The following is a 17,094-nucleotide window of genomic DNA, read 5'->3' on the forward strand; positions in this document are numbered from 1 at the left end:
GAAAAATTGAACACAGGTTAAGGATATTCGCGAATTATTGATCTATAAACAGTGTTAAATGCGCATCACTGTTTCAATAAAAACAACAATCGGTGAACAACATGGACAAAATTCACGCAATGCAGGTGTTTGTGCGGGTGGCCGAAATGGGCAGTTTTACCCGCGCGGCAGAGAGTTTAGGTGTCCCTAAAGGCAGCGTTTCGCGGCAGATACAGGCGCTGGAGAATCAAATGGCAACACGTTTGCTGCATCGCACCACGCGCCGGGTGCAACTAACCCAGGATGGGTTGGTCTATTACGATCGCTGTCTGGATTTATTGTCGATGATTGACGATATGGACAGCCTGTTCCAGCACGAGCCTGCCTCGCTCAGCGGTAAACTCCGGATTGATATGTCTGTGGCCATGGCCACCAGTTTTATCCTGCCACGGCTGCCGGAATTTTTGCAGCACTACCCCGGCGTAGAGATTGAGCTGAGCAGCAGCGATCGTCAGGTGGATGTGATCCGGGAAGGGTTTGACTGCGTAATCCGCGTCGGTGAGCTCAAAGATTCTGGCCTGATTGCGCGAAAAATTGGTACCCATACCTTGATCAACTGCGCCAGCCCTGGCTACCTTTCGCGTTTCGGCATGCCGATCCGGCTGGAAGAGCTGTCGCAGCATGCGATGGTGCATTACAGCCAGCAACTGGGTCAGGCCTCACCGGGTTTTGAATATTTTGATGGCAGGCAGTGTCACTATGTTCACACCGGCGGTGTGGTCACCGTGAACAGCACCGAAACCTATCGCGCCGCCTGTCTGGCGGGGTTAGGCATTATTCAGGTGCCAGCCGCCGGGATTCAGACATTACTGGAAAGAGGCGAGCTGGTAGAAGTGCTGCATCGCTTTCCCGCCAGACCGATGCCGATCCACCTGCTCTATCCGCACCGGCGCAATGTGGCGCGTCGCGTGCGGGTTTTTATGGAGTGGCTGAGTCAGGTGTTACAGGAGTACGTCACCTGAGCGGCTATACTTTGATTTTAATGATAAACAGGACAGTGAAGGTCTATGACAGACAAGCAGGAAAACCCGCAGGATACGCAGCCGCAAAAGCCACTTATCGATATTAAAACCGGCAACGAGACGGTTGATCATTCGATAGTGCGCGTGTCGCGTTTTGCCGCCTGGTTTCAGGCGATCCCGGCAGTGGCGCATTTTATTCGCGCCCTTGACCGCTTTAACGATCGGCTCGGCAGCCAGTTTGGCGCGGCCATTACCTATTTCTCTTTTTTTATCGCTGATCCCCATTCTGATGGTGTCGTTTGCCGCCGTGGGTTTTGTGCTGGCATCGAACCAGGATCTGCTGACCGATATCATCAACAAAATCGTCAGCAGCATCAGCGACCCGACGCTGGCCACCACGCTGAAGAATACGGTAAATACCGCCATTCAGCAGCGTGCCACCGTGGGTATTACCGGTTTACTGCTGGCGCTCTACTCCGGTCTTAACTGGATGGGTAACCTGCGCGAAGCGATTCGTGCCCAGTCGCGCGACGTGTGGGAACGCAAACCGGATGACAAAGAGAAGATCTGGAAGCGTTATATTCGCGATTTCCTGTCGCTGACCGGTCTGATGCTGGCGCTGGTGATTACGCTGTCGCTGACCTCGGTAGCCGGTTCGGCGCAGGCAATGATCGTCAGCGCACTGGGGCTGGATGGCATCGACTGGTTACGGCCCGCCCTGACCATTATTGCCACCTCGATTTCCGTTATGGCTAACTATCTGCTGTTCCTGTGGATTTTCTGGATCCTGCCGCGTCATAAGCCGCGTAAGAAAGCACTGTTCCGCGGCACGCTGCTGGCGGCAATCGGTTTTGAGGTGATCAAGTTTGTGATGACGCTAACGCTGCCGAAGCTGGCGACCTCGCCTTCCGGTGCGGCCTTTGGTTCCGTGCTCGGCCTGATGGCGTTTTTCTACTTCTTCGCCCGTCTGACGCTGTTCTGTGCGGCGTGGATCGCCACCGCCAAATATAAAGACGACCCACAAATGCCTGAAGCGGGCAGCGCGTCACGACACAAATCATCGTAATCCGTTAACAACAGCGGAAAATATTACCCCTCGGCTATTTTTTAACCAGATAACAGGATGAATAGCTGAGGGGTCACTTTTATTTAGCCCTTTCGTAGAGTATCCCGCCAGATATCGTCCGGATTACCCCGGTATCCCCCGACATTCGTCGCACCTCAGAAATTATCCTCTTTTTTGCCCGCTGAAGCCAGACGCGGCGCGGGTTTTCTTCATTGAATGCGCTCTGGCAGATGCGTAAGATTCTTTGTCTGTATTTACAAATAAGAAACAGTTATGCAAGCCTCCCTCACAGACACGCTCGACAAACAGCAGGATCCCACGCCGGTTAACTCACGCAGTAAAGTGGTGATTGCCTCGCTGGTCGGAACGGCCATCGAGTTCTTCGACTTTTATATTTATGCCACTGCTGCGGTGATTGTTTTCCCGCACATTTTCTTCCCGCAGGGTGATGCCACGGTCGCGACGCTACAGTCGCTGGCCACCTTTGCTATCGCCTTTATCGCGCGTCCGATTGGCTCCGCCGTGTTTGGTCACTTTGGCGATCGCGTGGGTCGCAAAGCCACGCTGGTTGCCTCGCTGCTGACCATGGGGATCTCCACCGTGGTGATTGGTCTGCTGCCCGGCTATGAAACCATCGGCGTGATGGCTCCGCTGCTGCTGGCGCTGGCGCGTTTTGGTCAGGGACTGGGACTGGGTGGTGAATGGGGTGGCGCGGCGCTGCTGGCGACGGAAAATGCCCCGGCGAAGAAGCGTGCGCTTTACGGCTCCTTCCCTCAGCTGGGTGCGCCGATTGGCTTTTTCTTCGCTAACGGCACTTTTCTGCTGCTTTCGTGGCTGCTGACCGACGAGCAGTTTATGCAGTGGGGCTGGCGCGTGCCGTTTATTCTCTCTGCCGTGCTGGTGCTGATTGGCCTGTATGTGCGCGTTTCGCTGCATGAGAGTCCGGTGTTTGCCAAAGTACAGAAAGAGAAGAAGCAGGTTCGGGTGCCCATTGCGGCGCTGCTGAGCAAGCATCTGACTGCCACCATTCTCGGCACCTTTATCATGCTGGCGACCTATACGCTGTTCTATATCATGACCGTCTATTCGATGAGCTACGGCACCACGGCAGCACCGGCCGGTCTGGGTATTCCGCGTAATAGTATGTTGTGGATGCTGATGCTGGCGGTGATTGGCTTTGGAGTGATGGTGCCGATTGCCGGTTTGCTGGCTGACCGTTTTGGTCGCCGCAAGACGATGATTACCATTACGCTGATGATTATCGCGTTTTCGTTCCTGTTCCCGGCGATGCTCGGTTCCGGATCGCAGGTGCTGGTGATGGCGTTTCTGTTGCTGGGTCTGAGCATTATGGGCCTGACCTTTGGTCCGATGGGCGCGCTGCTGCCGGAGCTGTTTCCGACCGAAGTGCGTTATACCGGCGCATCGTTCTCTTATAACCTCTCATCGATTCTGGGTGCCTCTGTTGCGCCTTATATCGCGACCTGGCTGAATGCGCATTATGGTTTGCAGGCGGTGGGACTTTATCTGGCGTCGATGGCCGTGCTGACGCTGATTGCATTGCTCGCCTGTAAAGAGACGCGTAATCAGACGCTGTATGACGTTTAATCCGGCTGGATGAAGGTCAGTGAAAACCCGGCGGCTGCCGGGTTTTTTTATGGAGCAGGCTCACAGAGTACAACCGCTCTGAAGGGCTAAGCAATATCAGGCGACAGGCTCAGGGAGCATACGCCTTTCGCAAAGACGCAAAAGACGCCATCCATGGCGGGCTCAGCGCGTTCGATTAAGTACCTCATCCCTGAGGCGCGACCGTAAACGGGCCAACGCTTTGCGTTGTTCAAAAAAGGCTCCCGCCGTTTTTGTCCATGGCACGCGATGCTTTGCTACAGGCGTATGCTCCCATCGTTTGGAGTGGATTAGTTGTCTGTTCGAAAAAGCTGAATCGCGTTTAAATGTATAAAACCTGAGGCGGGGTAATTCTTACAGCAATTAAGAAGCTTGAGGGCACAGGCAACACGGGCAGAAGAGGAAAGCGTCCCGCGCCAGGGACGGCGCGGGCCGAGCGGCCAGGGATTGGCTTAAGCGCCTTTCCGATCTGACCGTGTTGCCTGTGCAGGCACGGTCTCACAGAGAACCGTCCAGCCGTTGTTCATCAACAAAAAAACCCCGGCAAGCCGGGGTTTGTTTTGCTGAAAACTGTGATGACGGTAATTAGCCCGCGACAGCGATACGCTTCATGTCGGTCATGTAGCCACGCAGCTTGCGGCCAACGGTTTCAATCGGGTGCTGGCGAACCGCTTCGTTAACGTCACGCAGCTGCGCGTTATCAACCTGCGTGCCTTCAACCGCTTTACCCAGATCGCCTGGCTGCAGCGTGGTCATGAACTCTTTCAGCAGCGGCACCGCAGCGAAGGAGAACAGGTAGTTACCATATTCGGCGGTATCGGAAATCACCACGTTCATTTCATACAGGCGCTTACGGGCGATGGTGTTCGCGATCAGCGGCAGCTCATGCAGTGATTCGTAGTAAGCAGACTCTTCAATGATGCCGGCGTCCACCATGGTTTCAAACGCCAGCTCAACGCCCGCTTTAACCATCGCAACCATCACCACACCTTTGTCGTAGTACTCCTGCTCTTCGATTTTGCCTTCATACTGTGAAGCGGTTTCGAACGCGGTCTGGCCGGTCTCTTCACGCCAGGTCAGCAGGTTTTTATCATCGTTAGCCCAGTCCGCCATCATGCCGGAAGAGAATTCGCCGGAGATGATGTCATCCATGTGTTTCTGGAACAGGGGTGCCATGATGGTTTTCAGCTGCTCTGACAGCGCATAAGCGCGCAGTTTAGCCGGGTTAGAGAGGCGATCCATCATCAGTGTGATGCCGCCAAACTTCAGTGATTCGGTGATGGTTTCCCAGCCGAACTGGATCAGTTTTTCTGCGTAAGCCGGGTCAGTGCCTTCAGCCACCAGCTTGTCGAAGCAGAGCAGTGAACCAGCCTGCAACATGCCGCACAGGATGGTCTGCTCACCCATCAGGTCAGATTTCACTTCAGCAACGAAAGAGGACTCCAGCACGCCAGCACGATCGCCGCCAGTTGCTGCTGCCCAGGCTTTGGCAATCGCCATGCCTTCGCCTTTTGGATCGTTTTCCGGGTGAACCGCGATCAGCGTCGGTACACCAAAGCCACGTTTGTACTCTTCACGAACTTCTGTACCCGGACACTTCGGTGCCACCATGACCACGGTGATGTCTTTGCGGATGCTTTCGCCCACTTCAACGATGTTGAAACCGTGCGAGTAGCCCAGCGCAGCGCCATCTTTCATCAGCGGCTGAACAGCCTGAACTACAGCGGAGTGCTGCTTGTCTGGCGTCAGGTTAACCACCAGATCAGCCTGCGGGATCAGTTCTTCGTAGGTGCCCACTTTGAAACCGTTATCGGTCGCTTTGCGCCATGAAGGGCGTTTTTCCGCAATTGCTTCAGCACGCAGTGCATAGGCCACATCCAGACCGGAATCACGCATGTTCAGACCCTGATTCAGGCCCTGCGCACCACAGCCAACGATAACGACTTTTTTTGCCTTTCAGGAAACTGGCACCATCCGCGAATTCATCGCGCGCCATGAAACGGCATTTACCTAATTGCGCCAGCTGGTTGCGCAGGTTCAATGTGTTGAAATAGTTAGCCATGGGTACTCCGGTAAGGTTGTGTTTGCTTTTTTTGTTCAGGAACGGCGTGTCATGTAGCGCCGCGAATGACCCCATCATATGACAGGAATTCTGTTGCTTAAATTGATATATTAACAACGTCACATTGCAATAAATGCAACACCACCCAGAGGCGACGCGCACATGGATTTACGGGATCTGAAACTGTTTCTTCATCTGGCAGAAAGCTGCCACTTCGGGCGCACTGCGCGTGCTATGCACGTCAGCCCTTCCACGCTGTCACGCCAGATCCAGCGGCTTGAAGAAGATGTCGGCCATGCGCTGTTTCTGCGCGATAACCGCACCGTGACGCTGACAGAAGCGGGCGAACGCCTGCGCCAGTTTGCCCAGCAGACGCTGTTGCAGTATCAGCAACTGCGCCATGTGATGGATCTTAACGGTCCGTCGCTCAGCGGCGAGCTGCGCCTGTTCTGCTCAGTGACGGCGGCCTACAGTCATCTGCCGCCCATCCTCGACCGCTTTCGCGCTGAACATCCGCAGGTCGAAATCAAACTGGATACCGGCGATGCCGCGGATGCGGTGGAAAAAGTGCACTCCGGCGATGCCGATCTGGCCATTGCCGGCCGTCCTGAAACGCTGCCCGCCAGCATTGATTTTATGCCACTGGGGCTGATCCCGCTGGTGCTGATCGCGCCTGCACTGCCCTGTGCCGTTCGTACTCAGGCAACACAGCCGCAGCCCGACTGGTCAAAAATTCCGTTTATCCTGCCGGTGCAGGGACCGGCACGGCGACGTATCGATCTCTGGTTTCGCCGCCAGCGCATCCCGAATCCGGTAATTTACGCCACGGTCTCAGGTCATGAGGCGATTGTTTCGATGGTGGCGCTGGGCTGCGGCATCGCACTTTTGCCGGATGTGGTGCTGGAGAACAGCCCGGACCCGGTGCGTAACCGCGTGCTGCTACTGGAGAATATTGACTCGGTTGCGCCGTTCGAACTCGGCATCTGCGTGCAAAAAAAGCGGCTCGGAGAGCCGCTGATCAGTGCTTTCTGGAGCCAGCTGTAATCAGCTGCCTGACAGGAAGAAGCGGAACGCCGGGTTCTGGCTTTCGTCATGAAAGTCGTAACCCAGATCGGTGAGATGCTCTTCGAAGCGTGGCTCATCGCTGCCAAGTTCAAAAGCGGCCAGCACACGGCCATAATCGGTGCCGTGGCTGCGATAATGAAACAGCGAGATATTCCAGTGGGTGCCCAGCGTTTGCAGGAACTTCAGCAACGCGCCGGGTGCCTCCGGGAATTCAAAGCTGAAGAGGCGTTCACGCAGTGGTTTAGAAGGACGTCCGCCCACCATGTAACGCACGTGCAGTTTCGCCATCTCATCATCCGAGAGATCGACCACCTGATAACCGCCGCTGGTGAGCTCGCTGATGATCTCGCTGCGCTCTTCCACGCCGCGCGTCAGTCGTACGCCAACAAAGATGCAGGCTTTGTCCGCATCGGCGTAGCGGTAGTTGAACTCGGTAATCGACCGTCCACCCAGCGTCTGGCAGAAACGCAGGAAACTGCCCTGCTGTTCCGGGATCGTTACGGCCAGCAGCGCTTCACGCTGTTCGCCCAGCTCGCAGCGCTCAGAAACGTAGCGCAGGCCGTGGAAATTGACGTTGGCCCCGGATAACACATGCGCCAGCCGCTCGCCTTTGATCCCGTGCTGCTGGATATACTTTTTCATGCCCGCCAGCGCCAGCGCGCCAGAGGGCTCCGCCACAGCACGGACATCTTCAAAGAGATCTTTCATTGCGGCACAAATGGCATCGCTGTCGACGGTGATGATGTCATCGATGTATTCCTGACAGAGCCGGAAGGTTTCGCTGCCAATCCGTTTCACCGCCACCCCTTCGGCAAACAGCCCGACGCGCGGCAGATCGACCGGATGACCCGCCTCCAGCGCTGCTTTCAGGCAGGCTGAATCTTCTGACTCCACCGCGATCACTTTGATTTGCGGCATCAGCTGCTTGATCAGCACCGCGACGCCGGCTGCCAGACCTCCACCGCCAACCGGGACAAAGACCCGGTCGAGATGCGCATCCTGTTGCAGCAGCTCCATCGCCAGCGTGCCCTGTCCGGCAATGACGGCCGGATGGTCAAACGGCGGTACGAAGGTGTAACCGCGCTGTTCAGAGAGTTCTATCGCTTTGGCTTTCGCCTCGTCAAAGTTGGCCCCGAACAGGAAAGCCTCACCGCCAAATGCGCGCACCGCATCAACCTTGATGTCTGCCGTCGCCAGCGGCATCACAATCAGTGACTTGATGCCCAGCTTAGTGGCGGAGAGCGCCACGCCCTGCGCATGGTTACCGGCTGACGCCGTCACCACGCCGCGCGCTTTCTGCTCTTCGTTCAGACCGGCAATCATCGCGTAGGCACCGCGCACCTTGAAACTGTGCACCGGCTGACGATCTTCCCGCTTCACCAGAATGGTGTTGCCGAGACGCGATGAGATTTTTTCCATAACCTGCAGCGGCGTCACCTGTGCCACTTCATACACCGGTGAACGCAACACTGCGCGCAAATACTCGGCGCCACAAGGCGCCTCGGGTAGCGGTTGAGACTCGGCCATCGTTAGCCTCCCAGCTTGCTCTTATCGCGGACGGCGCCTTTGTCAGCACTGGTCGCGAGTAATGCGTAGGCACGCAGCGCAAAGGAGACTTCACGCTGACGATTGACCGGCGTATACGCCGCATCGCCACGTGCCTGCTGCTCTTCACGACGGGCGTGCAGTTCGTTATCCGGTACGGCGAGTTTGATACCGCGGTTAGGGATATCGATTTCGATGGTGTCGCCATCTTTGACCAGCGCAATGGTGCCACCGTTGGCTGCTTCAGGCGAGGCGTGACCGATAGAGAGGCCCGACGTACCGCCAGAGAAACGACCATCGGTGATCAGCGCGCAGCTTTTGCCCAGCCCCATCGATTTCAGATAAGTGGTCGGATAGAGCATCTCCTGCATGCCTGGCCCGCCTTTTGGACCTTCGTAGCGAATGACGACCACATCGCCCGCAACGACTTTGCCGCCCAGAATCGCTTCAACGGCGTCATCCTGGCTTTCATAGACTTTGGCCGGACCGGTGAAGGTCAGGATCTCTTTGTCTACGCCCGCAGTTTTTACGATACAGCCATCTTCCGCAATGTTGCCGTAGAGCACGGCCAGACCGCCATCCTGCGAGTAAGCATTTTCACGGGTACGGATACAGCCTTCGGCACGGTCATCATCCAGCGTGTCCCAGCGGCAGTTCTGTGAGAACGCCTGGGTGGTACGAATACCCGCCGGACCCGCGCGGAACATATCTTTTACCGCCTGATCTTTGGTCAGCATGATGTCGTACTGATCCAGCGTTTCACGCATGGTCTGCTGCAGGATATTACGGGCGCTGCTGTCGAACAGGCCGGCACGATCCAGCTCGCCGAGAATGGCGAACACGCCACCCGCGCGATGCACATCTTCCATATGGTATTTCGGAGTGCTTGGCGCCACTTTACAGAGCTGAGGCACTTTGCGTGACAGGCGATCGATGTCGGAGATATTAAAGTCAATATCGCCTTCCTGTGCGGCTGCCAGCAGGTGGAGCACGGTGTTGGTGGAGCCACCCATGGCGATATCCAGCATCATGGCGTTCTCAAAAGCGGCCTTGTTCGCGATGTTACGCGGCAGCATGTTGACATCATCCTGCTCGTAATAGCGCTTGGTCAGGCTTACGATGCGCTTACCGGCATTGATGAACAGCTCTTTGCGATCGGCATGCGTAGCCAGCAGTGAACCGTTGCCAGGCTGCGACAGACCGAGTGCTTCAGTCAGGCAGTTCATCGAGTTGGCGGTGAACATACCGGAGCAGGAGCCGCAGGTCGGACAGGCAGAGCGTTCGATCTGCTCGCTGTCGGCATCGCTGACGTTCGGGTTGGCACCCTGAATCATCGCATCTACCAGATCCAGCTTGATGATCTGGTCAGAAAGCTTGGTTTTACCCGCTTCCATCGGTCCGCCTGAAACGAAGATCACCGGAATATTGAGGCGCAATGACGCCATCAGCATACCCGGGGTGATTTTGTCGCAGTTAGAGATGCAGACCATGGCGTCAGCACAGTGGGCGTTGACCATGTACTCGACCGAGTCAGCAATCAGCTCACGCGACGGCAGTGAATACAGCATGCCGCCATGACCCATGGCAATACCGTCATCCACCGCAATGGTGTTGAACTCTTTAGCCACACCGCCTGCCGCTTCGATCTGCTCGGCGACAAGTTTACCAAGATCACGCAGGTGAACGTGGCCCGGCACAAATTGGGTGAATGAGTTAACCACAGCGATAATCGGCTTGCCGAAATCGTCGTCGGTCATTCCTGTCGCGCGCCATAAGGCACGGGCACCCGCCATATTGCGGCCGTGGGTGGTGGTGGCGGAACGGTACTTAGGCATACTCTATTTACTCCAGTAAGAATAAGCTCGCGGACGTCAGATGACGCCCGCGCTGTATCTGATTATGGGTTAACCGGATCTAACCAGCCCCATTTGTCTTCGGTTTCGCCGGTGAACAGGCCAAAGAAGGCCTCCTGGATGCGTTTGGTCACCGGGCCACGTTTGCCTTCGCCAACCTGAATGCGGTCAACGCTGCGCACCGGTGTAATTTCTGCCGCGGTGCCAGACATAAAGACTTCGTCAGCCAGATAGAGAGATTCACGCGACAGGGTCTGCTCACGCACTTCAATGCCCATATCGCGCGCCAGCGTGATGATGGCATCGCGGGTGATGCCCGGCAGTGCTGAAGAGGTAAATGGCGGGGTAAAGAGCACGCCATCTTTAACTTCAAACAGGTTTTCGCCTGCACCTTCTGAGATCAGGCCATTAGTATCCAGCGCAATCCCTTCCTGATAGCCGTGACGACGGGCTTCGCTGCCCACCAGCAGTGAGGAGAGGTAGTTACCGCCCGCTTTAGCGGCGGTTGGCAGGGTGTTCGGTGCTACGCGGTTCCATGAGGAGACCATGGCATCGATGCCGTTCTCAAGGGCTTCAGCGCCCAGGTATGCGCCCCACGGGAACGCCGCAATGATCACATCGGTGGTGAAGCCGTCTGGCGGGTTCACGCCCAGGCCCACATCGCCGACAAAGGCCAGCGGACGGATATAAGCACTTTTCAGTTTGTTCACGCGGATGACTTCGCGGCACGCTTCCATCAGCTCATCAACGCTGCTTTTAATCGGGAAGCGATAGATTTTGGCGGAGTCGTGCAGACGTTGCATGTGTTCGCGATGGCGGAACACAACCGGTCCTTTGTGAGAGTCGTAGCAGCGCACGCCTTCAAATACCGACGTACCGTAGTGCAACGCGTGGGACATGACGCTGACCTTCGCCTCTTCCCACTTAACCATCTCGCCATTGAACCAAATAAAGTCTGCTTTCTTCGTGCTCATTGTTATTCCCTCTCGCGGCTAAGCGCGGATTTGTTGTGTTGTCTGTTGTTGAATCTGAACGCATGCAACGTCGATCAATTTGCTTAACTGCGAAGACAGTAAATCGACGGAACGCTGACTGGCAACGGTCATTTCAATATTAATGTTTTCTGCGTTGGCGACTGAGGCCATGTTCATAGAACAGACCTGAAAACCGCGGTGACGCACTACGCGTAAAATGCGCTCCAATATTTCAGGGCGGAAACGGGCTTCGATAGACAATTGATGCTGGTTCATACAGTTTTCTCCATCATGTTTGCATTGCTGGCACCCGGCGGTACCAGTGGCCAGACGTTTTCATGCTCATCAATTGCAACATGCAGGAAGTAAGGACCTTCGCTGTTCAGCAGAGCATCAAGGGCGGCGTCGACCTGATCTTTACGGGTAATGCGCTGGCCGGGAATATTGAAAGCGCTGGCCAGCGTGAGGAAGTCGGGGTTGTCGGACAGATTGGTTTCACTGTAGCGGCCATCGAAAAACAGCTGCTGCCACTGACGCACCATGCCCAGACGCTGGTTATCCAGCAGCACGATTTTGACCGGCAGCTTGCCGCGCTTGATGGTACCCAGCTCCTGGATGTTCATCATGATGGAGCCATCGCCCGAGACACAGATAACCGTATCTTCCGGGCGTGCAACCTGCGCACCGATGGCGGCGGGTAAACCAAAGCCCATGGTGCCTAAGCCGCTGGAGGTGATGAAGTTCTCCGGCGCGCTGAATGCCATGTGTTGCGCCGTCCACATCTGGTGCTGACCGACGTCGGTGGTCACTACGGTATTGGCCGGTTTGCGATCGGAAAGCTGCTTCAGCAACAGCGGTGCATAGATCGCTTCGCCCGGATGGTCGTAGCGCCATGGGTGACTGGCCTTAAGCGCTTTCATCTCATCGCGCCAGGCGTTGATATGCAGAGGCTGACTCAGGGCGGGCAACAGTTCGTTGAGATCACCCTGCAGAGAGACATGTGCACGACGTAATTTGTTTAACTCAGCGGGATCGATATCGAGATGAATTACGCTGGCATGGGGGGCAAAGGTGTCCAGCTTGCCGGTCACGCGGTCATCGAAACGGGCACCGACCGCAATCAGTAAGTCACAACTCTGCACCGCCAGGTTGGCAGCTTTAGTACCGTGCATCCCCAGCATGCCGAGATACACCTCGCTGTGGGGGTCTACGCTGCCCAGCCCCTTTAAGGTGGCCACTGCCGGGATGCCGGTCTCTTCTGCCAGCGCGCGCAGTGCCGGAACAGCCTGTGCCAGGCCAACGCCTCCACCAACATAGAGTATTGGTTTTCTGGCCTGCGCCATCAGTGCGCGTGCTTCCTGAATCGCCTGATGCGGCAGCGCGCTTCCCTCTTCTACCGGAACCAGATGCGGGGCAGGTTCTCCCTGCGCAATCTGAATATCTTTAGGAATGTCCACCAGTACCGGACCCGGACGGCCCGACTGCGCCAGCGCAAAGGCTTCTGCCATGATGGCGGGCAGCTCATCCAGCGATTCAACCAGGAAGCTGTGTTTGGTGCAGGCCAGCGATAAGCCCAGCACGTCGATTTCCTGAAAGGCGTCGGTGCCGATGAAGGCCGAGGTGACCTGACCGGTTACTGCCACGACCGGAACCGAATCCATCATGGCATCTGCCAGGCCGGTAATCAGGTTTGTCGCGCCAGGGCCAGAGGTGGCGATACAGACGCCGGTTTTGCCGGTTGAGCGCGCATAACCGATCGCCGCCATCACAGCGCCCTGCTCGTGACGACACAGTAGGTGTTCCACGCCGCCGTCGTAGAGCGCGTCGTAAACCGGCATGATTGCGCCGCCAGGGTAACCGAATACGGTATCAACACCCTGCGCGCGTAAAGCCTGAACTACCCACTGTGCACCTGTCATCGCTATTCTCCTGTGTCCTGACCGGAACAACAGAATTTTATGCTACTGTTCATTGTTTGTTCCTTGTGGATTTACTGATATTTCCTCTGGTCGAAAAAAAACCCCCGGACCTTTCGGTGCGGGGGGGTTTTTTCGGATTCGAGGCTTGATTTCTAAGCCTTTCTTTCTCCAAGCGTTGCCCCGCACGGTAGGTTAATAACCACCACCACGCTAATCACGACAAGGCTAATCACTTGTAGAAGGGCTTTCATGTGTTGTTCAATTCTTTCGCTTGTTCGAAGTAATGCCTACAGAGTTATCATAGTCAGGGGGCATGACACAACTTTTTTTACAGACTTTTTTTAGCGCCTGGCGCTAAATCGCGGTCTATCAATTTGTAATACAAGAAATAATTACATGATGATAATTATTCATCACTTTACTGACGTAATAATTTTTTGGTGAATTTGCGCGCAGACACGCAGCGTTTTAACAGGTTGTGAAAAAACTTCTGATAGGTTGTGCAATGACCCGAATAGTGCTGATGATACCCTGGCTTTCCTTTGATGCTGTCACCAGACTGACGGTAACAAGGAGCGAGTATGTCATTGTCAAAAGTTCTGACCCGGGCAGCGCTGGGAGTGGAAGCTCCGCTGGTGACCATCGAGGCACACATCAGTAACGGACTGCCTGCGTTAACGCTGGTGGGGCTGCCTGAAACCACGGTGAAAGAGGCGCGTGAGCGGGTACGCAGCGCCATTATCAACAGCGGTTTTGCCTTCCCGGCAAAACGCGTCACCATCAATCTGGCACCCGCAGATTTACCCAAAGAGGGCGGGCGGTATGACTTACCCATGGCGATTGCCATTCTGGTGGCCTCTGAGCAGCTTCCTGCCGACAAGCTGACGCACTATGAGTTTCTGGGTGAGCTGGCACTCGACGGTGCACTGTGCGGTGTACAGGGCGCGATTCCAGCGGCCATGGTAGCCATTCAGGCTGGACGACAGCTGGTCCTCTCCGCTGAGAATCAGTGTGATGCCGGGCTAATCCGTCAGGGCTCGTCGCTGGTTGCCTCTCACCTCAGCGAAGTGTGCGCCTTTCTGCGCAATGAACTCACATTACCGACAGCCCAATATCCTGAGCATCAGGGCGATGCACCTGCTGACGATCTCGCTGATATCATTGGTCAGGAACAGGGACGCAGAGCACTGGAGATCACTGCGGCTGGCGGGCACAACCTGTTGCTGATCGGGCCCCCTGGCACCGGTAAAACCATGCTCGCTACCCGGTTGCCCGGCATCATGCCCTCCTTAAGCGATCAGGAAGCACTGGAGTGTGCGGCAATCGCCAGCCTGGTGAACAGCAATACCCTGCATCGACAGTGGCGCACCCGGCCTTTCAGATCACCTCACCACAGCGCCTCTCTCTATGCTCTGATTGGCGGCGGCTCACTGCCACGGCCCGGTGAGATCTCCCTGGCGCATAACGGCGTGCTGTTTCTGGATGAATTACCGGAATTTGATCGCAAGGTGCTGGACTCCCTGCGCGAACCATTAGAGTCGGGCATCATCGCTATTTCACGCGCACGGGCAAAAGTTACCTACCCGGCACGGTTTCAGCTGATTGCTGCGATGAATCCAAGTCCAACCGGACACTATCAGGGACAGCATAACCGTTGCTCACCCCAGCAGGTGCTGCGTTATCTCAGTAAGCTATCCGGCCCTTTTCTTGATCGTTTTGATCTTTCGCTGGAGGTGCCGCTACTCCCCAGCGGCATGCTCAGCGGTCAGCGCGCCAAAGCGGAAGCATCTGAGCAGGTTCGTCATCGGGTGGTCGCAGCACGTGACATTCAGCTGACCCGTGCAGGAAAAATAAATGCGCATTTAAACAATGCAGAGATTATGCGCTGGTGTCAGCCTGCTAAAGAGGATGCGGAGTGGCTGGAGTCAGTGCTGGAGAAACTGGGTTTATCTGTACGGGCATGGCAGCGGATTTTAAAAGTGGCGCGTACCCTGGCCGATCTGGCTGGGGAAACAGACATCACCCGGCATCATCTGCAGGAAGCGGTCAGCTATCGCACGATAGATCGATTAATGATCCATCTGCATAACAGCCTGCAATAAAAAAGGGGCTTTCGCCCCTTCTCTGTTAATCGTCGCTGTCGGTGAAGTCTTCAACGGTGTCCATCTGCGGTTTACCGCCAGACAGCGTATGAAAACGTTTAGGACGCTTAATGCGGGTCATATACTTAGACCATACACGTTCAGCTTCCGTTTGCGGCTCACGCACGCCACGACACACTTCAATAAACAAACGTTCTTCTTCGGTTGCAGGCTCACGCTTTGATAAATCCAGCTCATTAAAGGCAAAACCGTGGCGTTCAAGAAGCTGAGCTTCTTTAATAGTAAAGTCACCGTGGCGTGAGAAACCACGCGGGTAATGTTTGTTATCAAAGAAACGATTCTCTGTTGAGAAGCTTTCCGCCATGTTACACGCTCCTGATTTTCTAATGCCGTGCTGTTAATGGCGCGGAGTATTAGATAGGCTTGACAGAGTGTAAAACAAAACATTTAAATCTATACGACAAACATTTTTTGGGAGAACGCTGTGGATACGGAATTACTGAAAACTTTCCTGGAAGTGAGCAGAACTCGCCATTTCGGGCGTGCTGCAGAAGCACTTTACCTCACGCAATCTGCTGTCAGTTTTCGCATCCGTCAGTTAGAGAATCAGCTTGGCGTTAACCTTTTTTACACGGCATCGCAATAACATACGTCTGACGGCGGCCGGAGAGCGACTGCTCCCCTATGCTGAAAGCCTGATGAGCACCTGGATGATGGCGAAGAAGGAGGTCTCTCACACTCAGCAGCACCATGAGCTTTCAATAGGTGCCAGTGCATCACTATGGGAGGCTTATCTGACGCCATGGCTACAGACGCTCTACGAGAATCGGGAGAGCCTGCACTTAGAAGCGCGCGTGGCACAACGACATCTGCTGGTTAAGCAACTCCATGAGCGCCAGCTGGATCTGTTGATTACCACTGAAGCACCTAAGATGGATGAGTTAACCAGTCAGCAGATTGGTCATATTTCACTGGCGCTTTTCTGCGCCCGGCAGAGCGAGAAGCGTGAAAAATATGATTATATTAAGCTGGAATGGGGAGCAGATTTTCATCAGCATCAGAGCTATCTCTCCGGGGCTGATGATGTACCGGTACTGACCACCACGTCGGCACATGTCACCCGTGAACTGCTGCATACCACCGGAGCGTGCGCATTTCTGCCGGACTTCTGGCAGAGTGTGTACAGTGAGTTGATGGTGATTCCGGATACGCCCGTCGCCGTGCGTCCGCTCTATGCTGTCTGGTTGCAGAACAGCGATCAGCAGGCACATATCCGTCAGTTGCTTAAATTCCCGATTCTGGTCAGGCAAAATAGCTGAATTTGCAGGCAGGACAGTAGGCAGGGAAGATCAGAGGCCAGTTAGATTTAGCTGGTTTTTCTTTTTTGCTTTTTTAAAGGCAAAAAAAATCCTTTGCCGAAGCAAAGGATCGTTTTCTGGCAGGGGCGGAGGGACTCGAACCCCCCAACACCCGGTTTTGGAGACCGGTGCTCTACCAATTGAACTACGCCCCTAATAGGGTGGCGGAACGGACGGGGCTCGAACCCGCGACCCCCTGCGTGACAGGCAGGTATTCTAACCAACTGAACTACCGCTCCACCGATTCTTTCACAGCTGTCAGCAACTGGCTGATGGCCGTCTGTTCCTGTTATTTTCCTTGTCAGGGGAAAAGGAACGAATTTGATGCCTGGCAGTTCCCTACTCTCGCATGGGGAGACCCCACACTACCATCGGCGCTACGGCGTTTCACTTCTGAGTTCGGCATGGGGTCAGGTGGGACCACCGCGCTAAAGCCGCCAGGCAAATTCTTTGTGCTCTGTCCTGTGTCTTTTGTGCTGATGCTGCGTTGGCCGCCCTCGCGCTACTCCGTCACATACTTCAGTAT

The 17,094-nt window shown here is 55.4% G+C and carries 11 protein-coding genes, 2 tRNA genes, 1 rRNA gene and 3 pseudogenes; 6 read left to right on the forward strand and 11 right to left on the reverse strand.

Annotated features, from left to right (window positions below):
• Positions 1 to 101: 101 nt before the first annotated feature.
• The 3 genes and pseudogenes from JNO11_RS18330 (at position 102) to JNO11_RS18340 (ending at position 3,672) form a co-directional block, all read left to right on the forward strand.
• On the forward strand, positions 102 to 1,001 hold the full coding sequence (locus tag JNO11_RS18330) for a LysR family transcriptional regulator (RefSeq protein ID WP_010253546.1): 900 nt from the start codon (positions 102 to 104) through the stop codon (positions 999 to 1,001).
• A gap of 45 nt (positions 1,002 to 1,046) precedes the next feature.
• Positions 1,047 to 2,067: pseudogene (gene yhjD / locus JNO11_RS18335) on the forward strand (inner membrane protein YhjD).
• 273 nt (positions 2,068 to 2,340) lie between these two features.
• Positions 2,341 to 3,672: an MFS transporter gene (locus tag JNO11_RS18340; protein WP_325177571.1), complete on the forward strand. Its 1,332-nt coding sequence runs from the start codon at positions 2,341 to 2,343 to the stop codon at positions 3,670 to 3,672.
• A gap of 603 nt (positions 3,673 to 4,275) precedes the next feature.
• Here JNO11_RS18340 and ilvC read toward each other — a convergent pair.
• Positions 4,276 to 5,752, reverse strand: a pseudogene (gene ilvC, locus JNO11_RS18345) (ketol-acid reductoisomerase).
• 162 nt (positions 5,753 to 5,914) lie between these two features.
• Here ilvC and ilvY point away from each other — a divergent pair.
• Entirely contained in the window at positions 5,915 to 6,796 is an 882-nt protein-coding gene (gene ilvY / locus JNO11_RS18350) for an HTH-type transcriptional activator IlvY (RefSeq protein ID WP_008926355.1), read from the forward strand.
• Here ilvY and ilvA read toward each other — a convergent pair whose 3' ends face one another.
• From ilvA to ilvL, 6 genes are all read right to left on the reverse strand, one after another.
• A complete protein-coding gene (gene ilvA, locus JNO11_RS18355) occupies positions 6,797 to 8,344 on the reverse strand; it encodes a threonine ammonia-lyase, biosynthetic (RefSeq protein WP_031593765.1) in 1,548 nt (515 codons plus the stop codon).
• A 2-nt stretch (positions 8,345 to 8,346) separates the two neighbouring features.
• Positions 8,347 to 10,197, reverse strand: a complete 1,851-nt coding sequence (gene ilvD / locus JNO11_RS18360) for a dihydroxy-acid dehydratase (protein ID WP_010253556.1) — start codon at positions 10,195 to 10,197, stop codon at positions 8,347 to 8,349.
• Between the two features lie 62 nt (positions 10,198 to 10,259).
• Entirely contained in the window at positions 10,260 to 11,189 is a 930-nt protein-coding gene (locus JNO11_RS18365; RefSeq protein ID WP_010253558.1) for a branched-chain amino acid transaminase, read from the reverse strand.
• 18 nt (positions 11,190 to 11,207) lie between these two features.
• The gene (gene ilvM, locus JNO11_RS18370) at positions 11,208 to 11,465 is read right to left on the reverse strand and encodes an acetolactate synthase 2 small subunit (RefSeq protein ID WP_008926359.1); all 258 of its coding nucleotides are present in this window, start codon (positions 11,463 to 11,465) and stop codon (positions 11,208 to 11,210) included.
• A complete protein-coding gene (ilvG, locus tag JNO11_RS18375) occupies positions 11,462 to 13,108 on the reverse strand; it encodes an acetolactate synthase 2 catalytic subunit (RefSeq protein ID WP_325177572.1) in 1,647 nt (548 codons plus the stop codon). The genes ilvM and ilvG overlap by 4 nt, the downstream gene beginning before the upstream one ends.
• A gap of 152 nt (positions 13,109 to 13,260) precedes the next feature.
• The gene (ilvL, locus tag JNO11_RS18380; protein ID WP_072101316.1) at positions 13,261 to 13,359 is read right to left on the reverse strand and encodes an ilv operon leader peptide; all 99 of its coding nucleotides are present in this window, start codon (positions 13,357 to 13,359) and stop codon (positions 13,261 to 13,263) included.
• 330 nt (positions 13,360 to 13,689) lie between these two features.
• Here ilvL and JNO11_RS18385 point away from each other — a divergent pair, with 330 nt between their 5' ends.
• Positions 13,690 to 15,210, forward strand: a complete 1,521-nt coding sequence (locus JNO11_RS18385) for a YifB family Mg chelatase-like AAA ATPase (RefSeq protein ID WP_325177573.1) — start codon at positions 13,690 to 13,692, stop codon at positions 15,208 to 15,210.
• 25 nt (positions 15,211 to 15,235) lie between these two features.
• Here the strand turns inward: JNO11_RS18385 and JNO11_RS18390 are convergent, their stop codons facing one another.
• Positions 15,236 to 15,574: a DUF413 domain-containing protein gene (locus JNO11_RS18390; protein WP_010253568.1), complete on the reverse strand. Its 339-nt coding sequence runs from the start codon at positions 15,572 to 15,574 to the stop codon at positions 15,236 to 15,238.
• 120 nt (positions 15,575 to 15,694) lie between these two features.
• On the opposite strand from JNO11_RS18390, the pseudogene hdfR reads away from it, so the two are divergent.
• Positions 15,695 to 16,529 (forward strand): annotated as a pseudogene (gene hdfR, locus JNO11_RS18395) (HTH-type transcriptional regulator HdfR).
• A 117-nt stretch (positions 16,530 to 16,646) separates the two neighbouring features.
• Here hdfR and JNO11_RS18400 read toward each other — a convergent pair.
• The 3 genes from JNO11_RS18400 to rrf form a co-directional block, all read right to left on the reverse strand.
• Positions 16,647 to 16,723 (reverse strand) — tRNA-Trp (locus tag JNO11_RS18400).
• A gap of 7 nt (positions 16,724 to 16,730) precedes the next feature.
• A tRNA-Asp gene (locus tag JNO11_RS18405) sits at positions 16,731 to 16,807 on the reverse strand.
• A gap of 87 nt (positions 16,808 to 16,894) precedes the next feature.
• Positions 16,895 to 17,010: ribosomal RNA gene (gene rrf / locus JNO11_RS18410) — 5S ribosomal RNA — on the reverse strand.
• Positions 17,011 to 17,094 lie beyond the last annotated feature (84 nt).

Origin of the sequence: Pantoea sp. 1B4 (genome assembly GCF_016925765.1) — a bacterium.
Lineage (GTDB): Bacteria > Pseudomonadota > Gammaproteobacteria > Enterobacterales > Enterobacteriaceae > Pantoea > Pantoea agglomerans.